We start from the raw sequence: 22,694 nt of genomic DNA, 5'->3' as shown, positions 1-22,694 counted from the left end.
AGATGAAAATTTGTGCATTTTTACTTCAAAACAACAATTGACAATTCCTTTGTTTGGGCATATTATAATGCTAACAGCTGTTGAAACAAAAGAAATAAACTTTTAGAACAACAATTAAAAAGCAAAGACAAAAAAGAAAATTTTTTTGTTATTGCAAAAGCGAAAAAACGGGAATAACATGTAGAAAGGAGCTTTTATTATGAAAGCAAAAGGAGTAAGATTACACGCAGCAAACGACCTGAGACTGGAAGAGTTCGAACTTCCGGAAATCACTGATGACGAAATCCTTGTAAAGGTAGTTTCCGACAGTATTTGTATGTCAACTTACAAATGTGCGATCCTCGGAACAGAGCACAAGAGAGTACATGAGGATGTGGCTGAGCATCCGGCGATCATGGGACATGAGTTCGCCGGTGACATTGTAAAAGTTGGTAAAAATCATCAGGATCAGTTTAAACCGGGCATGAAATTTACACTTCAGCCGGCATTAAACTATAAAGGAACTATGTGGAGCCCGGGATACTCTTATGAGTTCTTTGGCGGAGATGCAACCTATTGCGTAATTCCGGCAGAGGTTATGGAACTGGGATGCCTGCTTGAGTACAAAGGCCGTGCTTATTATGAAGCTTCTCTGGCTGAGCCGATGTCATGCAGTATCGGAGCCTTTCATGCAGCTTACCATACACAGATGGGTGTATATACCCATGAGATGGGAATCAAGGAAAATGGTAAACTTGCTATCATGGCAGGTGCAGGTCCAATGGGACTTGGTGCTTTGACCTACGCATTACACCGTGATGTACGTCCTTCCATGGTTGTTGTTACAGATATCAACCAGGATCGTCTGGATCGTGCAGAGGAATTATTCCCAGTTGCTGATTATAAAAAAGAAGGAATTGATCTTCACTTTGTAAATACAGGAAACTTTGAGGATCCGGTTGCTGAGCTGATCAAAATCTCCGGTGGCACAGGATACGACGATGTATTATGCTACGCACCGGTATCTGCTGTTGTAACTCAGTCCAGCGCAATCCTCGGAAGAGATGGCTGTCTGAACTTCTTCGCAGGTCCGACAGACAAAAAATTCAGTGCAGAGATGAATTTCTACGATGTACATTATAATTCTACACATGTAATGGGAACTACAGGTGGAAATACTGCAGATATGATCGAGTCTCTGGAACTGACCGCTGCAAAACGCATCAATCCGGCAGTTATGGTTACACATATCGGAGGTCTGGATGCAGCTGCTGAGACAACTCTGAATCTTCCGAAGATTCCGGGTGGAAAGAAACTGATCTATACACACTTAAGCATGCCGTTGACAGCATTAGATGAACTGAGAAAAGCAGCAGCAGAGAGAAACGATGACCGTTACATCGCTCTGGCTGACATCGTAGATGCACATCAGGGATTATGGTGTCCGGAAGCAGAGGAATATTTACTTGCAAACTTTATTACAGAATAAGGACTGCCAGAATTCTCCAAACCGTCAGGAATTGAGAGTCTCTGGCGGAGAGGAGAAACTATGGATGCAATGGAAATGCGCAGAAATGCGATTGCGGAACTGGTAAACAAACATGGAACGGTAAGTTTTTCACAGATTAAGGAACAGTTCCCGAATGTGTCAGAAATGACACTTCGCACCGATCTCAAAGCCCTGGATGCGGCAAAAGAGATCGTAAGGATACATGGTGGAGCAAAATCCGTGCAGCTGGTGATTGGTACAGATGATTACCTCACCAGGCGTGCGGTGCGCAATATACAGGCAAAACAGGAGATAGCAAAAAAAGCAGCACAGCTGATCCATCCGGATACTGCAGTTTTTCTGGATTCCGGAAGTACAACTACGGAGCTGGCGCGGGTGTTTCCGGATCAGTCTAATCTGATCTATACCACAGGTCTTTCCTGTGCAACGGAACTTGCGAATCTCACAAAGCCTGTCATCATGCTGACCGGCGGACAACTGAACCGCTACAGTATCAGTATGTACGGTATCTCAGCCATTCGGGAACTGGAACAGGTAAACTTTCATCAGACATTTTTAGGGGTAACAGGGTATTCGGTGAAAGCTGGTTTTACCTGTGGAAATAGCGAAGAAGCGATGTTAAAGCGTACAGCCATCGCACAGGCAGAACAGGTGATTGTTCTGATGGATTCTTCCAAGACAGATATCAAGAGCACTTATACGATCTGTGGATTGTCGGATGTGGACGTTATTATATCCGACGGAGAATTGCCGGAAGATTTCCTTTTGGAATGTGAAAAGCATCACATTGTCGTATACTAGAACTAGTACATGAAAGAAAGTTTTTCGGATGCCAATTTCGCAACATTTCCCATTGTTTCCGTAGTATGGGGACTACAAAAGTGGGAGGTATTATTGTGAAAAACAAAGTACAGAAATTCGGTAAGTTCCTTTCAGGAATGGTTATGCCGAACATTGGAGCATTGATCGCATTTGGTTTTCTGGCAGCACTGTTTATCGATACAGGCTGGATTCCAAATGAAAAATTAAACAGCATGGTATCACCGATGCTGACATATCTGATTCCAATCCTGATTGCATCAACCGGTGGAAAAATGGTAGGTGGCGACAGAGGACGTGTCGTAGGTGCGATCGCAGTGATTGGTGCGATTATGAGTGATACTTCTATTACAATGCTGATGGCCGCTATGCTTATGGGACCGTTGGCAGGATTTTGTATCAAAAAATTTGATCAGCTGATGGACGGACATATGCCGGCCGGATTTGAGATGCTGATCAACAACTTTTCAGCAGGTATCATCGGAATGCTGCTGGCAATCCTGGGGTATGTGGTTGTCGGTCCGGTGATGAGTGGTATTTTAGCAGTTCTGGCAGCAGGAGTTAATATCCTGGTAAGTCACAGCCTGCTTCCGCTGGTTGCAATTTTTATTGAACCGGCAAAGATACTGTTCTTAAACAATGCAATCAATCATGGTATTTTCACACCGCTGGCTACTGCACAGGCTGCAGAGGTAGGAAAATCCATTATGTATATGCTTGAGCCAAACCCGGGTCCTGGACTTGGTGTTTTGCTTGCATATATGTTCTTCTGTAAAGATAAAAAGACAAAACAGTCCGCACCGGGCGCTGTGATTATCCATGTATTAGGTGGTATTCATGAAATTTATTTCCCATATATTTTGATGAATCCGCTTGTGATCATTGCACCAATCGTTGGAAATATGGTGGCAATTTTCTGGTTTAACCTGACAGGCTGTGGTCTGGTAGGACCAGCTTCTCCGGGATCACTCATTGCTTATTTGATGATGACTCCGGGATCGGATATCTGGAAAGTATTAGTTGGTGTGGCTATTGCAACAGGTATTTCTTTTGGTATTGCATCACCGATTGTAAAAATGGCAGGTGGTAAAACCAGTCTCGAAGATGCACAGGCAGAGATGGCAGCTATGAAAGCAGAAGCAAAAGGTGAGTCTGCTGCCCCGGTTGCAATTAAAGATGCATCGGAAGTAAAGAAAATTATTTTTGCATGTGATGCTGGAATGGGATCCTCCGCTATGGGAGCAACAAAATTCCGTAACCGTCTGAAAACGGTATGTCCGCAGATTCATGTAAGCAACACATCTGTAGATAACATTCCGGCAGATTGCGATATTGCGGTTGTTCAGATGACGTTGGCAGACCGTGCAAGAAAATCCGCACCGCAGGCACAACTTGTGACGATTGGAAACTTTCTTGCAGATCCGGCGCTGGATGAATTATATGAACAGCTGACAAACAAAGAAAAAGCAGATTCTGTTCAGAGTGCTGAAACAAAAAAGAACGTTGAAAAACAGGAAGAAAAAACAACACCCGTTGAGAAAAAACAGGTTCTGATCAAAGAGGGTATCCGCCTGAATCAGGCATCGGTATCCAAAGAAGAAGCCATTCAGGCAGCAGGTGAATTACTTCATCAGCTTGGATATGTAGATGAAACTTATATAGATGCTATGCAGGAACGTGAAAAGCTGATTACAACTTACATGGGAATGGGTGTTGCAATTCCACATGGAACTGTTCAGGCCAAAGGAACGGTAAAGAAAACAGGTATTGTATTCCTGCAATATCCGGAAGGCGTCGATTTTGGTGATGAAAAAGCACAGCTTGTGTTTGGAATTGCAGGAATCGGAGAGGAACATCTGGATCTGCTGGCAAAAATCTGTGAAGTATTAGAAGACGAAGAAGTACTGGAAAAAATGAAAACAACTTCCGACCTTGACTGGGTAATGGAACAGTTGTCTTAACGCTTTCGTAGCTTCTTTTGTGGCTAAAATTTAATAGTTGACAATGAAAACGTAGCATCTTTTCTCATTCACTAGTCGTTCGCTACCCTTGTTTTGCTTCGGTTTTATCGTGCTCACTTCCAACTCCGATAAAAGCTGGTCGTTTCTCGCTCGCACAAAACTCGCAAAACGCGGTCGCTCACTGAATCGTTCATTGAGAAAAGATGCTACGTTTTCTATATTTATCGAAATAGCTTTTAGCAGAATAGAAGAATGATACGTTTATGATGACATTGTGTAGATGAAAAAGCTGGAAACAAAATCCAGGACAAGACGGTAGGTTGATTTTCGTCAGCGAAGCGAGCATAGCCTGCCTCCGTGAGTGTGTTTGAGCTCGCTGTGTTTGCGAGCGAGTTCGCGGGAGGAGGCAGGGATAGGCGGCGCAGCGGAGATAGAAAATCATCCGTGTCTGTCTGGATTTTGTTCCAGCTTTTTCTTTCACAACCAAAATTACGCAAGATGTCCGTTTAGCCAGGTAAGGATATCCGCATAAACGACGTCACGGTCGGTTTCATTCAAAATCTCATGCCGATCCCCCGGATAAAGTTTGATCTGTACATCCCGGATGCCGGCATCTTTGTACTGCTGGCAGACTTGCGTCACGCTTTTCCCGTTGTTTCCGACTGGATCATCCGCACCGGCTACGAAAAACAGCGGCAGATCTTTTGGAATCTGCTGAATATGCGCTGGGTTCTGAATATACTGAATTCCACGGAACATCTGGTAATAACCGTTGACGGTGAAGCGGAACGTCGACCATGGATGTTTGACACAGGCATCAATGATCGCCTCGTCCTTGGTCAGCCAGTCACTTGGTGTGCGGGCAGGCTCAAACTGTTTGTTGTAGCCGCCGAATGCCATGTTATCCACAAAAGCGCTGCGGTATTCCCAACCGCGAAACAACGCAATCATGCGGCAGATCAGTTTGCCGATATGGAGTACAATGCCTGGCTGTGAACCGGTTCCCATGATCACAGCACCGACCAGCCCGTCCCCGTACATCTGGATATATTGACGGGTTAGAAAGGACCCCATACTGTGTCCAAGGAAAAAATAAGGCAGATCCGGATATTTTTTCTGTGTCATGGTGCGCAGTGTGTGGATATCCGCAATCACGCATTCGTTACCATTTGGATGTCCAAAATAGCCGTGCTGATCATCTGTAACAACGGATGCACCGTGTCCGAGATGATCATTGGCTACTACGTAATAGCCCTGCTCGGCTGCATGCTGTGCAAAATCATCATAGCGGTCTGCATAATCTACCATTCCGTGGCAGATTTGCAGAACTGCTTTCGGGGAGCCTTCCGGTTCCCAGATAAGGGCGTGAATCTGGGTTTTTCCGTCGGATGACGGATAAGTAATATCTCGTTTCATAGTATGTGATGCCTCCAATTATATTAATAAGTCGAACGAATGTGAGACTTTGCGCGGAGCTACTATCTCATCTGGAATTTAAGCTTCAGGTGAGATCAGGATTTTTAATTGTGAAGAACGGTCTTTTCGTCCAAGTCCTCGCTCCTGACAATCATCCAGTGAAACAATGTCGGTTACCATGCCCGGGAAAGAGACTTTTCCGGCAGCAAGCATCTGCAGATATATTTCAACTTCTTCCTGAAGATATACAAAAGAGGACTGAAAGTCGATCTCAAAAATCTGTGCCGTTCCGAGGGTGAAATTGATCGGCTGCTGAACTGTGCCGATCAGCATAACCTGTCCGCCCGGTTTTACGGCTTTTAATGCGCAGGTTTCCACGGATGCTGGATGACCGGAACACTCGTATACAATGTCAGCACCTACATCGGAACCGAGAATTTTGCGGATGGAAGCAGCGATATCAGGATCTGTGGCGGAATTCAGGAAATAGTCTGCACCGTAGGCCAGGGCAGCTTCCTTTTTGCTGTCTGTTACATCCAGTGCAATGATCTTGTTGGCACCGCCGGCTTTCAAAAACTGAACAGCGGACAGACCAACAGGTCCCATGCCGGATACAACGACGGAGTCACCAATCTTAAAACGGGACATGCGGACGCCATGCAGAGCTACGCAGATCACGTCAAAAAGTACCGCATCTTCCATTTTTACATTGTCCGGAACCGGAATGATCATGGTGTGAGCCACATCCTGGATCAGCAGATATTCGGCATAACCGCCGTCCGGCATTCCAATCCCAGCGGTACGTGGAAAACCATGGATGCAGATGTTTGTTTTGCCTTCTTTGCATGGAGAACAGTTTTCTTTGCAGTGTGCAGGCGGTCCGCATAAGACACGCTGACCAACTTTAAAACCAGTTACACCTTCACCGAGCTCCACGATGGTTCCGGAATTCTCATGTCCGAGGATTTTTGGTAGCGGTGTCGGTGTCTGACCGAGTTTGTAAAATTCGATATCGGTACCGCAGATGCCAACATAATCAATCTTTACGAGCATCTGTCCCGGTCCAGGCTTCGGAACCGGGCGGTTTTCGATTCGGATATCTTCTTTCCCGTACAATACAGCTGTTTTCATAATAAAAATTCTCCTTTGAAATACGCAGTATCCTTGAAATTACAGAAAAATACCTGGAAAAATTGCAAGAATACATTATTTTTATATGTTCTATGATATATGGAATATTATTCCTTTTCAAGAGACAAATGAGTTTGCTTTGCAAACGATACTTCGATACTTCTTGAATGATAATTCAAGAAGGGGACGGAAACTAAGGTTGATTGCACATGTAACAGAAATTGACGAACCCCGGCAGATATGCTATACTTTTTTGGAAAAGAAAGCAAAAAGGAGCTTATCAGAATTATGAGTCAGGCAAAAGTTGATCGATATAAAGAAGAGAAGAAAAATAGAAAACAGACAATAAAGAAAGAGAAAAGAAATCGTGTACTGGCAAGAACCGTTGGTGTGGTCATTGCAGCAGCAATCGTATGCTGGATTGGATTTTCAGGATATTCTTATTATCAGGCGAAGAAACCAACCACGAAGACGGAAATCAGCATGACAGCATTGAATGATTATCTGGGCAGTCTGTCAACAGATGCTGACAGCTCTGCAGAATAGGATGTCTGAAGCAACCGTTGATTAAAAAACGGATGAAAAATCAATAAAACGTAAGCCATGGAAAGATTAGCGAGAATGATAATCTTTCCATGGCTTTTGTCTACATATCGCTGGTTCTGTGATATCTGTAATTCATTCCGAGGTATCCGCATTCGAAGCGACAGCTTTGTTTAACGCGGATTCGACGGCGTTTAGCAACATGGAAGCGGTATACTGATTTTCTTCCGAGTAAGAAATATTGTCGACGGACTGTGTCTGGCAGACCTGCTCACTGATACTGTCCATGGAGGACTGCATAAGCGGATACATAGTCGTAACGGTGTCATTCAGATTGACAAAGGACACAGAATTGATGTGGTTTTCATCCACGACGACCTGCACATCCAGTGTTTGGCCCTCAAACTGAATGGAAGATGTGTATACACCGGCTTTGTATTTGGGCTGATCTGTGTCTGCTTTCTGGTGCCGGCTGGGACCAAACATGTAGATCAGTAAAAAAATAAGTATAATGCCAAGAATAATAAAAATAGTTGTATAGATGACTTCCTTCATGTGAAGTACTACAATTTTTGTTTTTGCACGCATTCAGCAGTTTCCCCCTCATACCATACTTTATACATCATATGCAGCTGTGGGGAGATTATGCGTCAATTTTACCGTAGAATAAGCATTCCCCTGCTTCAAGTGCGTAGAGCACTAAGTGGTGGGGAATGGCGAAATAAAGGAAGCATAGAAAAAATCGAAAAAAATGTAAAAAAGTGCTTGACTTTTCAAACCCAGTGCGGTAATATATTACTTGTCTTGAGAAAACAGACATGCGCGAGTGGCTCAGTTGGTGGAGCGCGACCTTGCCAAGGTCGAGGCCGCGGGTTCGAGTCCCGTCTCGCGCTTTTTTCATGCAAAGAAAGGGATATCCGAAAGGATATCCCTTTTTTGTTTGATAGGAAATTACGATGAATTTCCTATCAAACAAAAGCACTTCGTGCAAATGATGCGCACTCGCACGAGAAGAAATTATTGCTTCGCAAGTGTGTGATAGCACACTTTCTTGCATGAAACGAGCCCTGCCGGGCTCAAACAGAATTCAGAGAATCCAGTTCGAGGTCTCAGAGGACCTAAAGTCCTCTTCGGTCGGTGCTACCCATTGGTCTCCTGGACCAATAGCTTCTCAGAGGACCTAAAGTCCTCTTCGGTCGGTGCTACCCATTGGTCTCCCAGACCAATAGCACCGTCTCGCGCTTTTTTCCATTTTTTTGAACGCAAAATAAGCATTCCCCCGCTTCAAGTGCGTAGAGCACTAAGCGGTGGGTAAGGGGGATGCTTATTTTGCGTTCATGAGCAAGTAGTGAAAACGGATTGCGAATGTCCGCTTTACTGCAGTATTTTTTCGGTTACTACTTTATGAATCCTGTTTTTTTTGCTATACTATTACGAATACGAGAAAAATAGATGATGTCAGATATTTTTGTTTTATGGAACAAAAACTTAAAAAATATAATTGGAGGACGCAGATGAGTTACGCAGATCACATTTTTATCAATATGTGTAAAGATATTATTGAAAACGGAACCAGCACAGAAGGAGAAAAGGTGCGCCCGAAATGGGAAGACGGAACCAGTGCTTACACGATCAAGCAGTTTGGTGTGGTAAATCGCTATGACCTGTCCAAAGAATTTCCGGCACTGACTTTGCGAAGAACTGCCATCAAGAGCTGCACAGATGAGATGCTCTGGATCTGGCAGCAGAAGTCAAATAATATCAATGATCTTCACAGCCATGTGTGGGATGAGTGGGCGGACGAGACCGGATCTATCGGAAAAGCATACGGTTACCAGATGGGTGTAAAGCATCAGTATAAGGAAGGTATGATGGATCAGGTGGATCGTGTGATTTATGATCTGAAGAACAATCCTTACAGCCGTCGTATTATGACAAATATTTATGTACATGCGGATCTGCATGAGATGCATTTGTATCCATGTGCTTACAGCATGACATTTAATGTGACAAAGAAACCGGGGCAGGATAAACTGGTATTGAATGCGATTCTGAATCAGCGTTCCCAGGATATTCTGGCAGCAAATAACTGGAATGTGTGTCAGTATGCAGTACTTGTACATATGCTGGCGCAGGTTTGTGATATGCAGGTAGGTGAGTTGGTACATGTCATCGCTGATGCTCATATTTATGACAGACATATTCCGCTGGTTCAGGAGCTGATCTCCCGTGAGCCGCTTCCGGCACCGACATTCTGGCTGAATCCGGAAGTGAAAGATTTCTACAAGTTCACGAGAGACGATGTGCGTCTGGATAATTATCAGACCGGTCCGCAGATTACAAATATACCAATTGCGGTTTAACAGTTCGCTCATCACATGTATTCAGACAATGATCATGCTTGCATGAGGAATTGGCTGGATGCATAGTGATGAGTGAACTGTATGAAATATTAATTAAGAAGAAAGAGAGATGTAAGAAATGAATTTAATTGCAGCAGTAGATAAAAACTGGGCGATCGGCAGAAATAACAAGCTGTTGGTGAGCATTCCGGATGACATGAAGTTTTTCCGTGAGACAACTACCGGCAAAGTGGTTGTTATGGGGCGTAAGACACTGGAAAGTTTTCCGGGAAAGAAACCATTGAAAAATCGTGTGAATATTGTCCTGACAGGAGATCACAGTTATCAGGTTGATGGTGCGGTAGTTGTGCATGATATGGAGGAACTGCACGAAGAGTTGAAAAAATATCCGAGTGAGGATATTTATGTCATCGGTGGTGAGAGTATTTACAAGCAGCTTCTGGATGAGTGTGATGTGGCACATATTACAAAAATCGATTTTGCTTACGAGGCAGATGCATGGTTCCCGAATCTGGATGAAAAAGATGAGTGGGTGATTACTGCGGATAGCGAGGAGCAGACCTACTTTGATCTGGAATATTATTTCTACAAATACGAAAAGAAGGCATAACGGATGAGCAATTTTTTATTTAGTATCAATGTAACGATACCGATTTTTCTCGTTATGGTGATTGGATATTTTCTGCGCCGGATCGGTATGCTGAACGAAAATTTTGTCACGGTGGCAAATAAGTTCAATTTCAAGGTGACTTTGCCGTTTTTGCTCTTTCGTGACTTATCGACGGTGAATATTCAGGAAGTATTTGATCTGAAGTATGTGCTGTTTTGTGCAATAGCTACTTCTGTCTGCTTCTGGAGTGTGTATGGTCTAACGAAGATTTTTATGAAAGACAAATCCATGACAGGTGCTTTTGTTCAGGCATCCTTCCGCAGCAGTGCAGCGGTTATGGGTCTGGCATTTATCCAAAATATTTATGGGCAGTCCACAATGGGCTCACTGATGATCATCGGTGCGGTTCCATTGTATAACATATATTCCGTGCTTGTACTGACTTTTGAAGGGGATTACCCGGAGAATGAGCGTGATACAGGCAGAATCAAACAGGCTTGTGTCAATATCCTGAAGAACCCGATTATCATCGGCATAGTCCTTGGTCTGATCGTGGCATTATTACATAATCCACTGCCGGAACTGGTAAATTCGACCGTAAACAATGTGGCAAAGATGGCAACCCCACTTGCATTGATCGGACTTGGCGCGGGATTCGAAGGAAAGAAGGCACTGGCAAAAATCAAACCTACCCTCTGGGCTGCTTTTATCAAGCTGATCGCCCAGGCAGCAATTTTTATTCCGATTGCGGCTGCTCTTGGTTTCCAGGGCGAAAAAATGGTCGCACTCGTAGTCATGCTGGCAGCACCGGCAACCCCGAGCTGTTATATCATGGCAAAAAATATGCATAACGACGGTGTGTTGACAGCAAGTATCGTAGTTACGACCACTTTGCTGGCTTCTGTGACACTGACGGGATGGATTTTCCTGCTGCGCACGTTAGGGTGGATTTAGAAGGAGAGAGTTGAATGGATATAACAGGAAAAAAATTGTTTGTAAAAGCGCTTCTTGAAGAAGGCGTAGATACCGTGTTTGCCTATCCGGGTGGAACGGTAACTGATTTATTTGATGAATTATATCTGAATGGAAAAATTGATCTGGTATTGCCACGGCATGAGCAGGCTCTGGTGCATGAAGCAGAAGGATATGCCCGTGAGACAGGTAAAACCGGCGTATGTCTGGTAACAAGTGGTCCTGGTGCAACAAACACTGTGACAGCCATTGCAGATGCTTTTTATGACAGTATTCCGCTGGTTGTATTTACCGGTCAGGTGCCATTAAATCTGATTGGTAATGATGCGTTCCAGGAGGTGGATATCGTTGGTATGACCCGTGGCATCACAAAGTATAGTGTGACAGTTCGTGATCGTAAAGATCTGGGAAGAACCATTAAAATGGCGTTCCACATTGCAAAAACAGGAAAGCCGGGTCCGGTTCTGATCGATCTTCCGAAGGATATTCAGACCACAACAGGTCCGTCCGAGTATCCGGATCAGGTGGATATCCGTGGTTACAAAATTAACGAGGGCGTTCATCTGGGACAGTTGAAAAAAGCGACAAAATTACTGAAAGTAGCACGCCGCCCGCTGATCCTTGCCGGAGGTGGTGTCAATATTGCAGGTGCCAATGAACTGTTGGAGCAGATTGTAGATATTACCCATGTTCCGGTTGTTACAACCGTTATGGGAAAAGGTGCGATTCCGTCCGACCATCCATATTATGTGGGAAGCAGCGGAATGCATGGCCGTTATGCGGCAAATATCGCAGTCAGCAAATGTGATGTTCTCTTTTCCATCGGAACTCGTTTCAATGACCGTATCACCGGTGATCTGAATGAGTTTGCACCAAAAGCAAAGATTATTCATGTGGATATTGATGCTGCAGCTATTTCCCGAAATGTTGTGGTAGATGTGCCGATCGTTGCGGATGCCAAAGTGGCTCTGCAGCAGATGCTGGAATGGGTTGAACCGAAGGATACAGAGGAATGGGTAAAACAGATTGCAGCATGGGATCATGAGAATCCTCTGGAAATGCGTCGTGACAAAGGTATGACGCCACAGATGATCATGGAAGGTTTAAATCAGGTTTATGATGAAGTTACCTATGTCACTGATGTAGGTCAGCATCAGATGTGGGCAAGCCAGTATCTGGATGTTAATCATAAAAAGAAAATCATTACTTCCGGAGGGCTTGGAACTATGGGATTTGGTTTCCCGGCTGCACTCGGAGCAAAGATGGGACATCGGGAGCGAGATATCGTTTGTATCACCGGTGACGGTGGATTTCAGATGAATATGCAGGAGATGGCGACAGCTATTGTACAGCAGACTCCGATTACGGTATGCCTGCTGAACAATTATTATCTTGGCATGGTTCGTCAGATGCAGCAGTTATTCTACGGAAAACGTTATTCTGCAACTTGTCTGCGCCGTCGCAAAGGATGTCCGGAACATTGTAAGGGACCGAATGAGAGCTGTCCGCCATATGTACCGGATTTCATGAAATGGGCAGAGAGTTATGGTGCACACGGTATTCGTGTTACAAAGGAAGAAGATATCATTCCGGCACTCGAAGCCGCAAAAAACAATACTGACGCACCGACTGTCATTGAATTTATGGTTGCCACTGAGGAAATTGTACTTCCGATGGTTCCGGGTGGTAATCCAATGAATAACATGATTCTGAAAAGCAAATAGAGGAGGAGAATGGCAATGAAAGACAGATGGATTGCATTATATGTAGAAAACCAGGTTGGTGTTCTTGCAAAAATCTCCGGTTTATTTGCAGGAAAATCTTATAACCTGAAAAGTCTGACCGTAGGTACGACGGAGGATGAGGATACTTCCAGAATCACCATCAGCACCATGTGCGATGACATTACTTTTGAGCAGATCAAAAAGCAGTTAAACCGTATGGTCGAGGTTATCAAAGTTATGGATCTGACAGATGTACCGATACATATGAAAGAGATCATGTTCGCCAAGGTGAAAAAACTGAGCAATACCGATAAGGCAGAAGTGTTTCGCATTGCAGAAGTATTTCATGTGGAGACAGCAGATATCGGAATGGACAGCGTACTTTTAGAGTGCAAGTTGACAGAACGCAGAAACAATGAGCTGATTGCCTTATTAAAACAGCGGTTTCAGAGTGTGGAAATCGTGCGTGGTGGAGCAGTTGCAATTGAATCTATCGGCACTTCCTGCAGATAAGGTGAATCATTAAATGCAAATAAATTCATCTTGCAAATGAAATACATGAAAAATATGCATGCATTTTGCGAAAAAATACTGGAAATGCTATATGATTTGCTGTATAACAATACATATAGAAAAAGCTAGAAATGCAGGAATGAGAATGTGAAACTGCAAAATAGATAAGAAAGAAGGATATCACAGTGGAAAAGAAGAATATCGATTGGGAAAACCTGGACTTTGGATATCGTGAAACGGACAAACGTTTCGTAGCAAATTATAAAGATGGTGCATGGGACGAGGGAACACTGACTGAGGATGCAAACATAGTATTAAATGAGTGTGCAGGTGTATTACAGTATGCACAGACTGTTTTTGAAGGATTAAAAGCATATACAACTGTAGACGGAAAAGTAGTAATCTTCCGCCCGGACTTAAATGCATCTCGTATGGCAGATTCTGCGAGAAGACTGGAAATGCCTGTTTATCCGGAAGACAAATTCATTGAGGCTGTAGAAAAAACGGTAAAAGCGAACTTTGCATATGTTCCACCATATGGTACAGGCGCAACACTTTACATTCGTCCGTACATGTTTGGAAGCAGCCCTGTTATCGGTGTAAAACCGGCGCAGGAGTATCAGTTCCGTGTACTGACCACACCGGTTGGACCATATTTCAAAGGCGGCGTAAAACCGTTAACCATCCGCGTGACAGATTTTGACCGAGCAGCTCCTCACGGAACAGGCCATATCAAAGCCGGATTAAACTATGCAATGAGCTTACATGCAATCGTAACTGCTCATGAAGAAGGATACGCTGAGAATATGTATCTGGATGCTGCAACCCGTACGAAAGTTGAGGAGACAGGTGGAGCAAACTTCTTATTTGTTACAAAAGACAATAAGATCGTAACACCGAAGTCCGACAGTATCCTGCCGTCTATCACACGCCGTTCTCTGATGTATGTGGCTGAGCATTATCTTGGACTGGAAGTAGAGCAGAGAGAAGTATATCTGGATGAAGTACCGAACTTTGTAGAATGTGGTTTGTGCGGTACGGCAGCAGTTATTTCTCCGATTGGAAAGATCGTTGATCATGGTCGTGATATCTGTTTTGCAAGTGGTATGGATGAGATGGGACCGATTCTGTCCAAACTGCGTGAAACATTGGTTGATATCCAGGAAGGAAAGATTGAAGCTCCGGAAGGATGGATTCACGTAATTGAGTAATCAATAACAGAAAAATGTGATATTGATAAAAAATAAATGTAACTATAAAAAAGAGATTTCCGTGTGGTTTTATATGAACCATAAGGAAATCTCTTTTTTTACTTTTTAAGCTGATAAGCTGCATGGCAACTATTTAGTTGATATTGTTTGTTGCGGAAGAATCATCATTTTCCGGAAGCCGTACATATATTTTTTCAATTCGATGCTTATTTTTCGTACGTACCTGCAGGAAAATACCATCCGGTGTCGTAATAGATTCCCGAATCTTTGGCAGATGATCTAACAGACCGATCATATAACCGCCGATGGAATCATAATCATCGGACTCCAGATGCAGGTTTAACGTATCACTGAAATCTTCCAGATTCATGGAACCTTCCACCAGATATTCATGATCTGAGATTTTCTGAATCGGATCTTCTTCGTCATAGTCATATTCATCACGGATCTCTCCGACGATTTCTTCAATCAGATCTTCCAGTGTCAGCAGACCGGCGGTCGTACCATATTCATCCAGCACGATGGCAATGTTGATGGAAGAATTTCGCATTTCCACCAACAGATCTGCGGTATGTTTGTGCTCATAAGTAAAGTAGGGTTCCCTCATCAGATTCCGCACAGAAAAATGTTCACGGTCACAGAGAAGCAGATCTTTGATATTTAAAATACCGATGACATCGTCTGTGGTTTCCTCGTAAACCGGAAGTCGTGTAAAACGGTCCTCCCGGAAAATATCCAGAATCTCATCATAGGTGTTATCCACATGTGCAAAGGTCATGTCGATACGTGGCACCATGACTTCTTTCGCAAGGGCATCACCAAAATCAAACACATTGTTGATCATTTCTTTTTCTTCGGACTCAATAACACCGGATTCGTGACTGACATCCACGATGGTACGCAGTTCACTTTCTGTCATGGCCTGCCTTCCTTCGGAAGCTTTGACACCAAGGAGTCGGAGTACAAGCATGGACAGATGATTGATGAGAAAGATAACCGGAGTCAGTATTTTCATCAGAAGCCAGATGACGTTACAAAACCGCAGGGAGATCTTTTCAGCTCGCAGGGTGGCCATGGTTTTTGGAGAAATCTCACCGAAGATCAGGATCAGTACCGTCAGGATTCCGGTAGCAATTCCGGCACCGGCATTGCCAAAAATACGAATGGCAAGGGCGGTAGCCAGAGAAGAAGCAGTCAGGTTGACCACATTATTGCCAATCAGGATTGCACTGAGCATCTTTGCAGAATCATCTGTGATTTTCAGTACTTTGTCGGCACGTTTGTTTCCTTCCTCAGCCAATGAGCGCATGCGAATGCGGTTTACGGTGGTCAGCGCTGTTTCCGATGAGGAAAAGAAAGCTGACAGAGCCAATAGAATGACCAGTATGATTAATTGTATTGCGGAACTTATGTCCAAAAATAATTCACCTCTCTAAATAAATATGTTACTTGTAAGCACAGCATGTCACAGATTATCTGCCCAAAATGCCGGGGATTACAATTTTTATTCTTTATATTACAGGAAACGGATGAAATTTTCAAGGGATTGTTGTGGAAAAAAGAGGTTCTATCCAGTGAATTGTCCGAATATATAGTATAAATGGGAGGAAAAAAACATGGAACGAACGGAAGGAAATAACAAAATTGTATGGAAAGTACTGAGCACATTACTGATCATGTACATAGTGACGGGAGCAGCACTGTTTTTGCTGGCGTTTCTTCTTTATAAAATGGAACTGACGGAAAACATCGTGACCATTGGAATCATGGTGATCTATGTGGTGTCAGGGCTGCTTGGTGGAATTATCATTGGAAAGAGAATGAAGCGCAGAAAGTTTTTATGGGGAATCATGGTGGGGGCAGCATATTTTCTGGTGTTGATGATTGGATCTGTGCTGATGAACCGGGGATTAACTTCGGATGGATTGCATATGGCAATGACGTTGCTGATGTGCATGGGGGCCGGAATGATCGGCGGCATGGTCAGCTGAACCGTTCAGAGGAAAAAAACTCTTTCTTTATAGTAGAAAATATGGTATACTTCTGACATATGTAAGAAGAAAGGAGATTTCGGAAGATGAAACACGTAAAAACATTAAATACAAAAAGATTACAGAACACAGTAAAAAAAGGCGGATGCGGTGAGTGCCAGACATCATGCCAGTCTGCTTGCAAAACTTCCTGTACAGTAGGAAACCAGAGCTGCGAGCACAAATAAGAAGAATAAGTAAATGATACACAAAGGGCCGTATGCTAAGGCATGCGGTCATTTGCACGTTTAAAGGAAAATCGCCATTTACAAAAAGTGGGAGTTTCCGCTTAGGCTTAAGAAGAAAACAGCAGCTATTTGCGCTGATTTTAATATAGAAATATAGAAAGAGAGGAACTACATTTGGTTCACCAGTATAAAAATAATGGTTATAACATTGTTCTTGATGTAAACAGTGGTGCGATCCATGTGGTAGATGATGTCTCCTATGATGTGATCGCTCTGTACGAAGATCATACACCGGAGGAGATTGTAGCAGAACTGTCTGGAAAATACGGCGAGGCAGAAGTGAAAGGGGCCTGTGAGGAAGTTGCTTCCCTTGCAGAAGACGGAGAACTGTTTACAAAAGACGAATACGAAAATTACATTATGGACTTTAAGAAACGTCCGACAGTTGTAAAGGCACTTTGCCTGCACATTGCACACGACTGCAACCTGGCCTGTCGCTATTGCTTTGCAGAAGAAGGCGAATATCATGGTCACAGAGAACTGATGAGTTATGAAGTTGGAAAGAAAGCACTGGATTTTCTGATCGAAAATTCCGGAAGCCGTCGCAATCTGGAAGTGGATTTCTTCGGTGGCGAGCCCCTGATGAACTGGCAGGTTGTCAAAGATCTGGTAAAATATGGCAGAGAGCAGGAAAAGCTGCATGACAAGAAATTCCGTTTTACACTGACTACAAACGGTGTATTACTGAACGATGAAGTGATGGAATTTGCAAACAAAGAGATGGGGAACGTGGTCCTTAGTATTGATGGAAGAAAAGAAGTACACGATCATATGAGACCGTTCCGTAATGGAAAAGGAAGCTACGATATGATCGTGCCGAAATTCCAGCAGTTTGCAGAGAGCCGTAATCAGGACAAGTATTATGTCCGTGGTACTTTTACTCATTACAACCTTGATTTTGCAGATGATGTCCTTCATCTGGCAGACCTTGGGTTCAAGCAGATTTCCGTTGAGCCGGTAGTTGCAGAGGATTCTGAGGAGTATGCACTCCGCGAGGAAGACCTGCCGAAGCTGTTTGCGGAATATGATAAACTTGCCGCTGAAATGGTAGAAAGAAAAAAAGCCGGAAAGGATTTCAATTTCTTCCATTTTATGATAGATTTAGAGGGTGGTCCATGTGTGGCAAAGAGATTATCCGGATGTGGTTCAGGTACCGAGTATCTGGCGGTTACACCGTGGGGTGATTTCTATCCTTGCCATCAGTTTGTAGGAAATGAAGAATTCCTGATGGGAAATGTCTGGGACGGCGTAAAACGTACCGATATTCGGGATGAATTCAAATGCTGTAACGTTTATGCAAAAGAAAAATGCAGAAACTGTTTCGCAAAATTCTATTGCAGCGGCGGATGCGCGGCAAATTCCTATCATTTTCATGGACATATCAATGATGCATATGATATTGGCTGTGAACTACAGAAAAAGCGTATTGAATGTGCAATCATGATCAAAGCGGCAGAAGCTGAGATGGAGGTAGAAGGATGAAGAAGAAAAAAGGAGTCGTAGTCTTTCTGGTAATGATCATTGCGATGTTACTGCTTGGCTACTATTCTTACGGTATTGTAAAGGGTACCGCGGCAAAGGACAATGAGAAAGGTGTTAAGCTTGGTCTGGATCTTGCCGGTGGTGTCAGCATTACATACCAGGTAAAAGGCGATGAGACACCGTCTGCAGAGGATATGAGTGATACGGTATATAAACTGCAGAAGCGTGTCGAGACTTACAGTACAGAGGCAGAGGTTTATCAGGTAGGTGATAACCGTATCTCCGTAGAGATTCCGGGTGTATCGGATGCCAATGCTATTCTGGAAGAACTTGGAACACCGGGTACTCTGGAGTTTAAGACAACAGAGGGTGAGACATTCATGACTGGTGAGATGGTAGCTGATGCACAGGCTGGTACAGATACAAGCGGAAAAAGTTCCAGCAAATATGTGGTTCAGTTAAAACTGACCAGCGAGGGAGCTGAGATTTTTTCTGAAAAAACAGGTGAGTATCTGAACAAAGTACTTCCAATTTACTATGATGGTGAGTGTATCAGTTATCCGAAGGTGGAGAGTCAGATCACAAACGGCGAGGCTGTCATCAGCGGCATGAAGAGCTACGAGGATGCAGAAGCACTTGCTTCCCAGATCCGAAGCGGTGCACTGAAACTGGAACTGGAAGAGTTACAGTCTGAAGTTGTTGGAGCTAAACTTGGTTCCCAGGCCATCAAAACAAGTATTATGGCAGCAATCATCGGTATTCTGATCATTATCGCATTTATGCTGATCGCATACCGTATTCCGGGATTGGCAGCATCTATTGCACTGCTGATCTATACAGGTATCATACTTGCAATTTTACATTTATATCACATTACACTGACCTTACCAGGTATCGCAGGTATTATCCTGTCTATTGGTATGGCGGTGGATGCCAACGTCATTATTTTTGCACGTATCCGTGAGGAGATAGCAGCCGGACATTCAGTGGCCCAGTCTATTGATACTGGATTTAAAAAAGCTTTTTCAGCAATTTTTGATGGAAATATCACTACTTTGATTGCAGCAGCAGTACTTGGTCTGCGTGGATCTGGTACCGTAAAAGGTTTTGCGGCTACGTTAGCTATCGGTATCATATTCTCTATGTTTACCGCATTGGTAATTTCCAGATGGTTGGTAAAAGCACTTTATGGACTTGGATTCCAGGATAAGAAATTCTATGGTGAGAAGAAAGAGGGCAAGAGTGTCAACTTCCTTGGAAAACGTGGAATATTTTTCGGAATTTCTCTGGCAGTGATCGTAGCAGGATTTGTAGGTATGGGTGCACACAGAGCAGGTGACGGACAGGCATTGAACTTCAGTATGGAGTTTAAGGGCGGTACTGCTACAACAGTTGCATTCGACAAAGATTATACCATCGAGGAAATCGATGATCAGATTGTTCCTTATGTAGAAGAAGTAACTGGTGACGCAAATGTACAGACACAGAAAGTGGCAGACAGCAATTCTATTATCATCAAGACAAGAACACTGGATCTGGATGAGCGTGAACAGCTGGCAACCGCAATGGAAGACAACTTTGGCGTTCAGGAAAGTGATATTACATCTACAAATATCAGTTCAACGATCAGTAACGAGATGAGAAGCGATGCGGTTGTAGCTGTGATCATAGCAACAATCTGTATGCTGATCTATATCTGGTTCCGGTTTAAAGATATCCGTTTCGCAAGCAGTGCGGTTATTGCTCTGGTACATGATGTACTTGTTGTACTGGCATTTTATGCATTATCCCAGACATCTGTCGGAAGTACATTTATTGCCTGCATGCTGACTCTGGTAGGTTATTCCATCAATGCGACCATCGTTATCTTTGACCGTATCCGTGAGAATCTGGCTCTGGAGAGCGGACGCAGAGATACAGACCTGAAAGAAGTTGTAAACAAGAGTATCACACAGACATTGTCACGAAGCATTAATACTTCCCTGACAACCTTTATCATGGTATTTATGCTCTTCATTCTCGGCGTATCTTCCATCCGTGAATTTGCAGGACCACTGATGGTTGGTGTTGTCTGCGGTGGATATTCTTCCGTATGCATCACAGGCGCACTGTGGTACGTATTTAAGACAAAATTTTCAAAGAAGAAAAAATAAGAGAATCCTAAGAGTACGTTATTCGCTTTTATGGCAGTAAAGTAATAGAACTTAAAAACAGACAGTAGTTGTAGAAATGCAGCTGCTGTCTCTTTTTATGCAAATTTGACAAGTTTTTATTGGAAAAAAGACGAAAACTTGTTGTAACCATGGAAGTTACAAAAACTCCTAGTAATTTACTCTAAAATAGTGTATGATAGGTTTCGGTTGATAGAAATCCGTCAGCGGATACTATCTTGCAGGATATTTATTTTTTTGCTAATATAGGAAAGATTAGTGTAATAACATTTACTTATTTATGAGGAAACGGAGGAATTGGCATGCAGGCGTATGTGGAATATTTTCAGACCCATGGACAGGAATATGTGCATATGATCTGGCAGCATTTGTATCTGAGCCTTCTGGCGGTAGGTATTGCTGCGGCAATCGGCATTCCGTGTGGAATCCTGTGTCTGCGTGTGCCAAAGGTGAAAAAAGTACTGACCACCGGATTCAGTGCATTGCGCATTATACCAAGTCTTGCAATATTGGTTATTCTGATTCCGATTATGGGCGTTGGTGTGAAACCAGCACTGACAGCTCTGGTAATCCTGGCAATTCCACCGATCCTGATACAGACGACACTGGCGTTTTCCCAGGTGCCGGATTTTATGCTGGAAGTGGCAGATGCCATGGGCATGGATCAAAAGAGGAAGTTCCGTCAGGTGGAAGTACCTCTTGCGATGCCGGGAATCATCAGTGGCATCCGCATGGCGATGTCAGAAGTTATCGCGAGTGCGACACTGGCGGCGTATATCGGCGCAGGCGGTCTTGGAATACTGATTTTTAATGGTATCAACCTGCTGAAAACGGAATATCTGGTGATTGGTGGCGGAACCGTAGCCGTGATCACAATGCTTTGCAGCATGGTACTTGGTGCCATAGAGAAAAAACTGAGCCGGGCAGCATAACAAGCGGGTTAAAAAATACCAGGATGATTAGAAATACAGCATATAAGTTGTAAAATACAATGAAAAAGTGCAGAAGGAGAAAATTCAGAAGCATATTATCAATAGATAGAAAAGAAAGAGAACTACAGGAGGAAAAAGAGATGAAGAAAAAATTATTAGCAGTCATCCTTGCAGTTGCGTCTGTAGCAGCACTTGCAGGATGCGGAAGTAACGGAACAGCAGATCAGAAAACAGATGGCAGCGCAGCAGCTGAGAACACAAGCAGCGCAAATGCAGATACGACCATTAAAATCGGAGCAAAAAGTTTCAGTGAGAGCAAAATTCTGGGTGAGTTATATGCCCTGGCTCTGGAAGATGCAGGCTATACCGTAGACCGTGAGTTTGAGGTATCTGACAACCTGATCCATCAGGCTGTATGCGACGGTCAGATCGATATGTATCCGGAATACACAGGTACATCTTTACTGACGATTCTGGATCAACCAATGGAGACAGATCCACAGGTAACTTACGATACCGTAAAGAAAATGTATGCAGAGAAATTTAATCTGGACGTTCTGGATATGTGTGAGGCAAGTAACGGAAACGGTCTGACCATGCGTGCGGATGTGGCAGAAAAATACGGTATCAAGACAATTTCAGACCTGCAGGCTAATGCAGAAAACATTCGTTTCGGCGGAACATCGGATACTTTTGAGCGTGAAGATGGACTTCCGGGACTGGAGCAGACATACGGAACATTTAATTTCAAATCCCAAAATACTTTTGATAACTCTCTGAAATATCAGGCAATGGCAAATGATGAGGTAGACTGCGTACCGGCTTACACCACAGATGCACAGCTGAGCAGCGATGAATTTATTCTGTTAGACGATGACAAACATTTCTGGCCTCCATACAACATTATCCCGGTTGTCCGCCAGGAACTGATCGATGCGCATCCGGATGTGGCTGAAATCATCAACAAGATCAGTGCAGCGATTGATACAGAGACAATGACAAAATTAAATGCACAGGTAGACATCGACAAAGAAGAGTACGAAGATGTTGCCGCAGATTTCTATGACACGATAAAATAA

Annotated in this window: 20 protein-coding genes and 1 tRNA gene; 17 read left to right on the top strand and 4 right to left on the bottom strand. The window is 43.6% G+C overall.

What is annotated here, in order from left to right; translation table 11 throughout:
* Positions 1-199 precede the first annotated feature (199 nt).
* The 3 genes from Q0I54_RS03935 to Q0I54_RS03925 all read left to right on the top strand — a co-directional run bounded on the left by Q0I54_RS03935 (position 200) and on the right by Q0I54_RS03925 (position 4,269).
* Positions 200-1,468 (top strand): zinc-binding dehydrogenase, encoded by a 1,269-nt coding sequence (locus tag Q0I54_RS03935; protein ID WP_296116625.1) that lies wholly within the window; start codon positions 200-202, stop codon positions 1,466-1,468.
* A 60-nt stretch (positions 1,469-1,528) separates the two neighbouring features.
* Positions 1,529-2,290, top strand: a complete 762-nt coding sequence (locus Q0I54_RS03930; protein ID WP_296116624.1) for a DeoR/GlpR family DNA-binding transcription regulator — start codon at positions 1,529-1,531, stop codon at positions 2,288-2,290.
* A gap of 95 nt (positions 2,291-2,385) precedes the next feature.
* Entirely contained in the window at positions 2,386-4,269 is a 1,884-nt protein-coding gene (locus tag Q0I54_RS03925; RefSeq protein ID WP_296116622.1) for a PTS mannitol transporter subunit IICBA, read from the top strand.
* Positions 4,270-4,758: 489 nt separating this feature from the next.
* Here the strand turns inward: Q0I54_RS03925 and Q0I54_RS03920 are convergent, their stop codons facing one another.
* Both Q0I54_RS03920 and Q0I54_RS03915 read right to left on the bottom strand, forming a co-directional pair.
* A complete protein-coding gene (locus Q0I54_RS03920) occupies positions 4,759-5,685 on the bottom strand; it encodes an alpha/beta fold hydrolase (RefSeq protein ID WP_296116620.1) in 927 nt (308 codons plus the stop codon).
* A gap of 78 nt (positions 5,686-5,763) precedes the next feature.
* Positions 5,764-6,816, bottom strand: a complete 1,053-nt coding sequence (locus Q0I54_RS03915) for a zinc-binding dehydrogenase (RefSeq protein ID WP_296116619.1) — start codon at positions 6,814-6,816, stop codon at positions 5,764-5,766.
* A 288-nt stretch (positions 6,817-7,104) separates the two neighbouring features.
* On the opposite strand from Q0I54_RS03915, the gene Q0I54_RS03910 reads away from it, so the two are divergent.
* The gene (locus Q0I54_RS03910; protein ID WP_296116617.1) at positions 7,105-7,362 is read left to right on the top strand and encodes a hypothetical protein; all 258 of its coding nucleotides are present in this window, start codon (positions 7,105-7,107) and stop codon (positions 7,360-7,362) included.
* A 132-nt stretch (positions 7,363-7,494) separates the two neighbouring features.
* Here Q0I54_RS03910 and Q0I54_RS03905 read toward each other — a convergent pair whose 3' ends face one another.
* Complete coding sequence (locus Q0I54_RS03905) at positions 7,495-7,947, bottom strand: hypothetical protein (protein WP_296116615.1); 453 nt, start codon at positions 7,945-7,947, stop codon at positions 7,495-7,497.
* A 232-nt stretch (positions 7,948-8,179) separates the two neighbouring features.
* On the opposite strand from Q0I54_RS03905, the gene Q0I54_RS03900 reads away from it, so the two are divergent.
* The 7 genes from Q0I54_RS03900 (at position 8,180) to Q0I54_RS03870 (ending at position 14,752) form a co-directional block, all read left to right on the top strand.
* Positions 8,180-8,252, top strand: a tRNA-Gly gene (locus Q0I54_RS03900).
* A gap of 621 nt (positions 8,253-8,873) precedes the next feature.
* Positions 8,874-9,722, top strand: coding sequence for a thymidylate synthase (gene thyA / locus Q0I54_RS03895; protein WP_296116613.1), 849 nt, complete (start codon positions 8,874-8,876; stop codon positions 9,720-9,722).
* A gap of 118 nt (positions 9,723-9,840) precedes the next feature.
* Positions 9,841-10,332, top strand: coding sequence for a dihydrofolate reductase (locus Q0I54_RS03890; RefSeq protein ID WP_296116611.1), 492 nt, complete (start codon positions 9,841-9,843; stop codon positions 10,330-10,332).
* Positions 10,333-10,335: 3 nt separating this feature from the next.
* A complete protein-coding gene (locus Q0I54_RS03885) occupies positions 10,336-11,286 on the top strand; it encodes an AEC family transporter (protein WP_296116601.1) in 951 nt (316 codons plus the stop codon).
* 14 nt (positions 11,287-11,300) lie between these two features.
* The gene (gene ilvB / locus Q0I54_RS03880; RefSeq protein ID WP_296116599.1) at positions 11,301-13,028 is read left to right on the top strand and encodes a biosynthetic-type acetolactate synthase large subunit; all 1,728 of its coding nucleotides are present in this window, start codon (positions 11,301-11,303) and stop codon (positions 13,026-13,028) included.
* A gap of 15 nt (positions 13,029-13,043) precedes the next feature.
* Positions 13,044-13,541: an acetolactate synthase small subunit gene (gene ilvN, locus Q0I54_RS03875; protein WP_296116597.1), complete on the top strand. Its 498-nt coding sequence runs from the start codon at positions 13,044-13,046 to the stop codon at positions 13,539-13,541.
* Between the two features lie 185 nt (positions 13,542-13,726).
* A complete protein-coding gene (locus Q0I54_RS03870) occupies positions 13,727-14,752 on the top strand; it encodes a branched-chain amino acid aminotransferase (RefSeq protein WP_296116596.1) in 1,026 nt (341 codons plus the stop codon).
* Between the two features lie 133 nt (positions 14,753-14,885).
* Here the strand turns inward: Q0I54_RS03870 and Q0I54_RS03865 are convergent, their stop codons facing one another.
* A complete protein-coding gene (locus Q0I54_RS03865; RefSeq protein ID WP_296116594.1) occupies positions 14,886-16,169 on the bottom strand; it encodes an HlyC/CorC family transporter in 1,284 nt (427 codons plus the stop codon).
* 199 nt (positions 16,170-16,368) lie between these two features.
* Here Q0I54_RS03865 and Q0I54_RS03860 point away from each other — a divergent pair, with 199 nt between their 5' ends.
* From Q0I54_RS03860 to Q0I54_RS03835, 6 genes are all read left to right on the top strand, one after another.
* Complete coding sequence (locus Q0I54_RS03860) at positions 16,369-16,743, top strand: TIGR04086 family membrane protein (protein ID WP_296116593.1); 375 nt, start codon at positions 16,369-16,371, stop codon at positions 16,741-16,743.
* A gap of 86 nt (positions 16,744-16,829) precedes the next feature.
* Positions 16,830-16,970 (top strand): six-cysteine ranthipeptide SCIFF, encoded by a 141-nt coding sequence (scfA, locus tag Q0I54_RS03855; protein ID WP_021737595.1) that lies wholly within the window; start codon positions 16,830-16,832, stop codon positions 16,968-16,970.
* Between the two features lie 174 nt (positions 16,971-17,144).
* The gene (scfB, locus tag Q0I54_RS03850; RefSeq protein WP_296116591.1) at positions 17,145-18,512 is read left to right on the top strand and encodes a thioether cross-link-forming SCIFF peptide maturase; all 1,368 of its coding nucleotides are present in this window, start codon (positions 17,145-17,147) and stop codon (positions 18,510-18,512) included.
* Positions 18,509-20,665, top strand: a complete 2,157-nt coding sequence (gene secD, locus Q0I54_RS03845; RefSeq protein ID WP_296116590.1) for a protein translocase subunit SecD — start codon at positions 18,509-18,511, stop codon at positions 20,663-20,665. The genes scfB and secD overlap by 4 nt, the downstream gene beginning before the upstream one ends.
* Before the next feature lie 320 nt (positions 20,666-20,985).
* A complete protein-coding gene (locus Q0I54_RS03840) occupies positions 20,986-21,615 on the top strand; it encodes an ABC transporter permease (RefSeq protein WP_296116589.1) in 630 nt (209 codons plus the stop codon).
* A 140-nt stretch (positions 21,616-21,755) separates the two neighbouring features.
* Positions 21,756-22,694, top strand: coding sequence for a glycine betaine ABC transporter substrate-binding protein (locus Q0I54_RS03835; RefSeq protein WP_296116588.1), 939 nt, complete (start codon positions 21,756-21,758; stop codon positions 22,692-22,694).

It is taken from the genome of uncultured Eubacterium sp., from assembly GCF_934295145.1.
Taxonomy (GTDB): domain Bacteria; phylum Bacillota; class Clostridia; order Lachnospirales; family Lachnospiraceae; genus Eubacterium_I.
This window is presented reverse-complemented; position numbering and strand designations above follow the sequence as displayed.

Excerpts from the sequence above, each read along its gene's own strand:
- thyA (WP_296116613.1), top strand. The coding sequence starts at position 8,874 with ATGAGTTACGCAGATCACATTTTTATCAATATGTGTAAAGATATTATT.
- Q0I54_RS03860 (WP_296116593.1), top strand. The coding sequence starts at position 16,369 with ATGGAACGAACGGAAGGAAATAACAAAATTGTATGGAAAGTACTGAGC.
- Q0I54_RS03835 (WP_296116588.1), top strand. The coding sequence starts at position 21,756 with ATGAAGAAAAAATTATTAGCAGTCATCCTTGCAGTTGCGTCTGTAGCA.
- Q0I54_RS03890 (WP_296116611.1), top strand. The coding sequence starts at position 9,841 with ATGAATTTAATTGCAGCAGTAGATAAAAACTGGGCGATCGGCAGAAAT.
- Q0I54_RS03920 (WP_296116620.1), bottom strand. The coding sequence starts at position 5,685 with ATGAAACGAGATATTACTTATCCGTCATCCGACGGAAAAACCCAGATT.
- scfA (WP_021737595.1), top strand. The coding sequence starts at position 16,830 with ATGAAACACGTAAAAACATTAAATACAAAAAGATTACAGAACACAGTA.
- Q0I54_RS03930 (WP_296116624.1), top strand. The coding sequence starts at position 1,529 with ATGGATGCAATGGAAATGCGCAGAAATGCGATTGCGGAACTGGTAAAC.
- Q0I54_RS03885 (WP_296116601.1), top strand. The coding sequence starts at position 10,336 with ATGAGCAATTTTTTATTTAGTATCAATGTAACGATACCGATTTTTCTC.
- secD (WP_296116590.1), top strand. The coding sequence starts at position 18,509 with ATGAAGAAGAAAAAAGGAGTCGTAGTCTTTCTGGTAATGATCATTGCG.
- ilvB (WP_296116599.1), top strand. The coding sequence starts at position 11,301 with ATGGATATAACAGGAAAAAAATTGTTTGTAAAAGCGCTTCTTGAAGAA.
- Q0I54_RS03935 (WP_296116625.1), top strand. The coding sequence starts at position 200 with ATGAAAGCAAAAGGAGTAAGATTACACGCAGCAAACGACCTGAGACTG.
- Q0I54_RS03840 (WP_296116589.1), top strand. The coding sequence starts at position 20,986 with ATGCAGGCGTATGTGGAATATTTTCAGACCCATGGACAGGAATATGTG.
- Q0I54_RS03915 (WP_296116619.1), bottom strand. The coding sequence starts at position 6,816 with ATGAAAACAGCTGTATTGTACGGGAAAGAAGATATCCGAATCGAAAAC.
- ilvN (WP_296116597.1), top strand. The coding sequence starts at position 13,044 with ATGAAAGACAGATGGATTGCATTATATGTAGAAAACCAGGTTGGTGTT.
- Q0I54_RS03905 (WP_296116615.1), bottom strand. The coding sequence starts at position 7,947 with ATGCGTGCAAAAACAAAAATTGTAGTACTTCACATGAAGGAAGTCATC.
- Q0I54_RS03910 (WP_296116617.1), top strand. The coding sequence starts at position 7,105 with ATGAGTCAGGCAAAAGTTGATCGATATAAAGAAGAGAAGAAAAATAGA.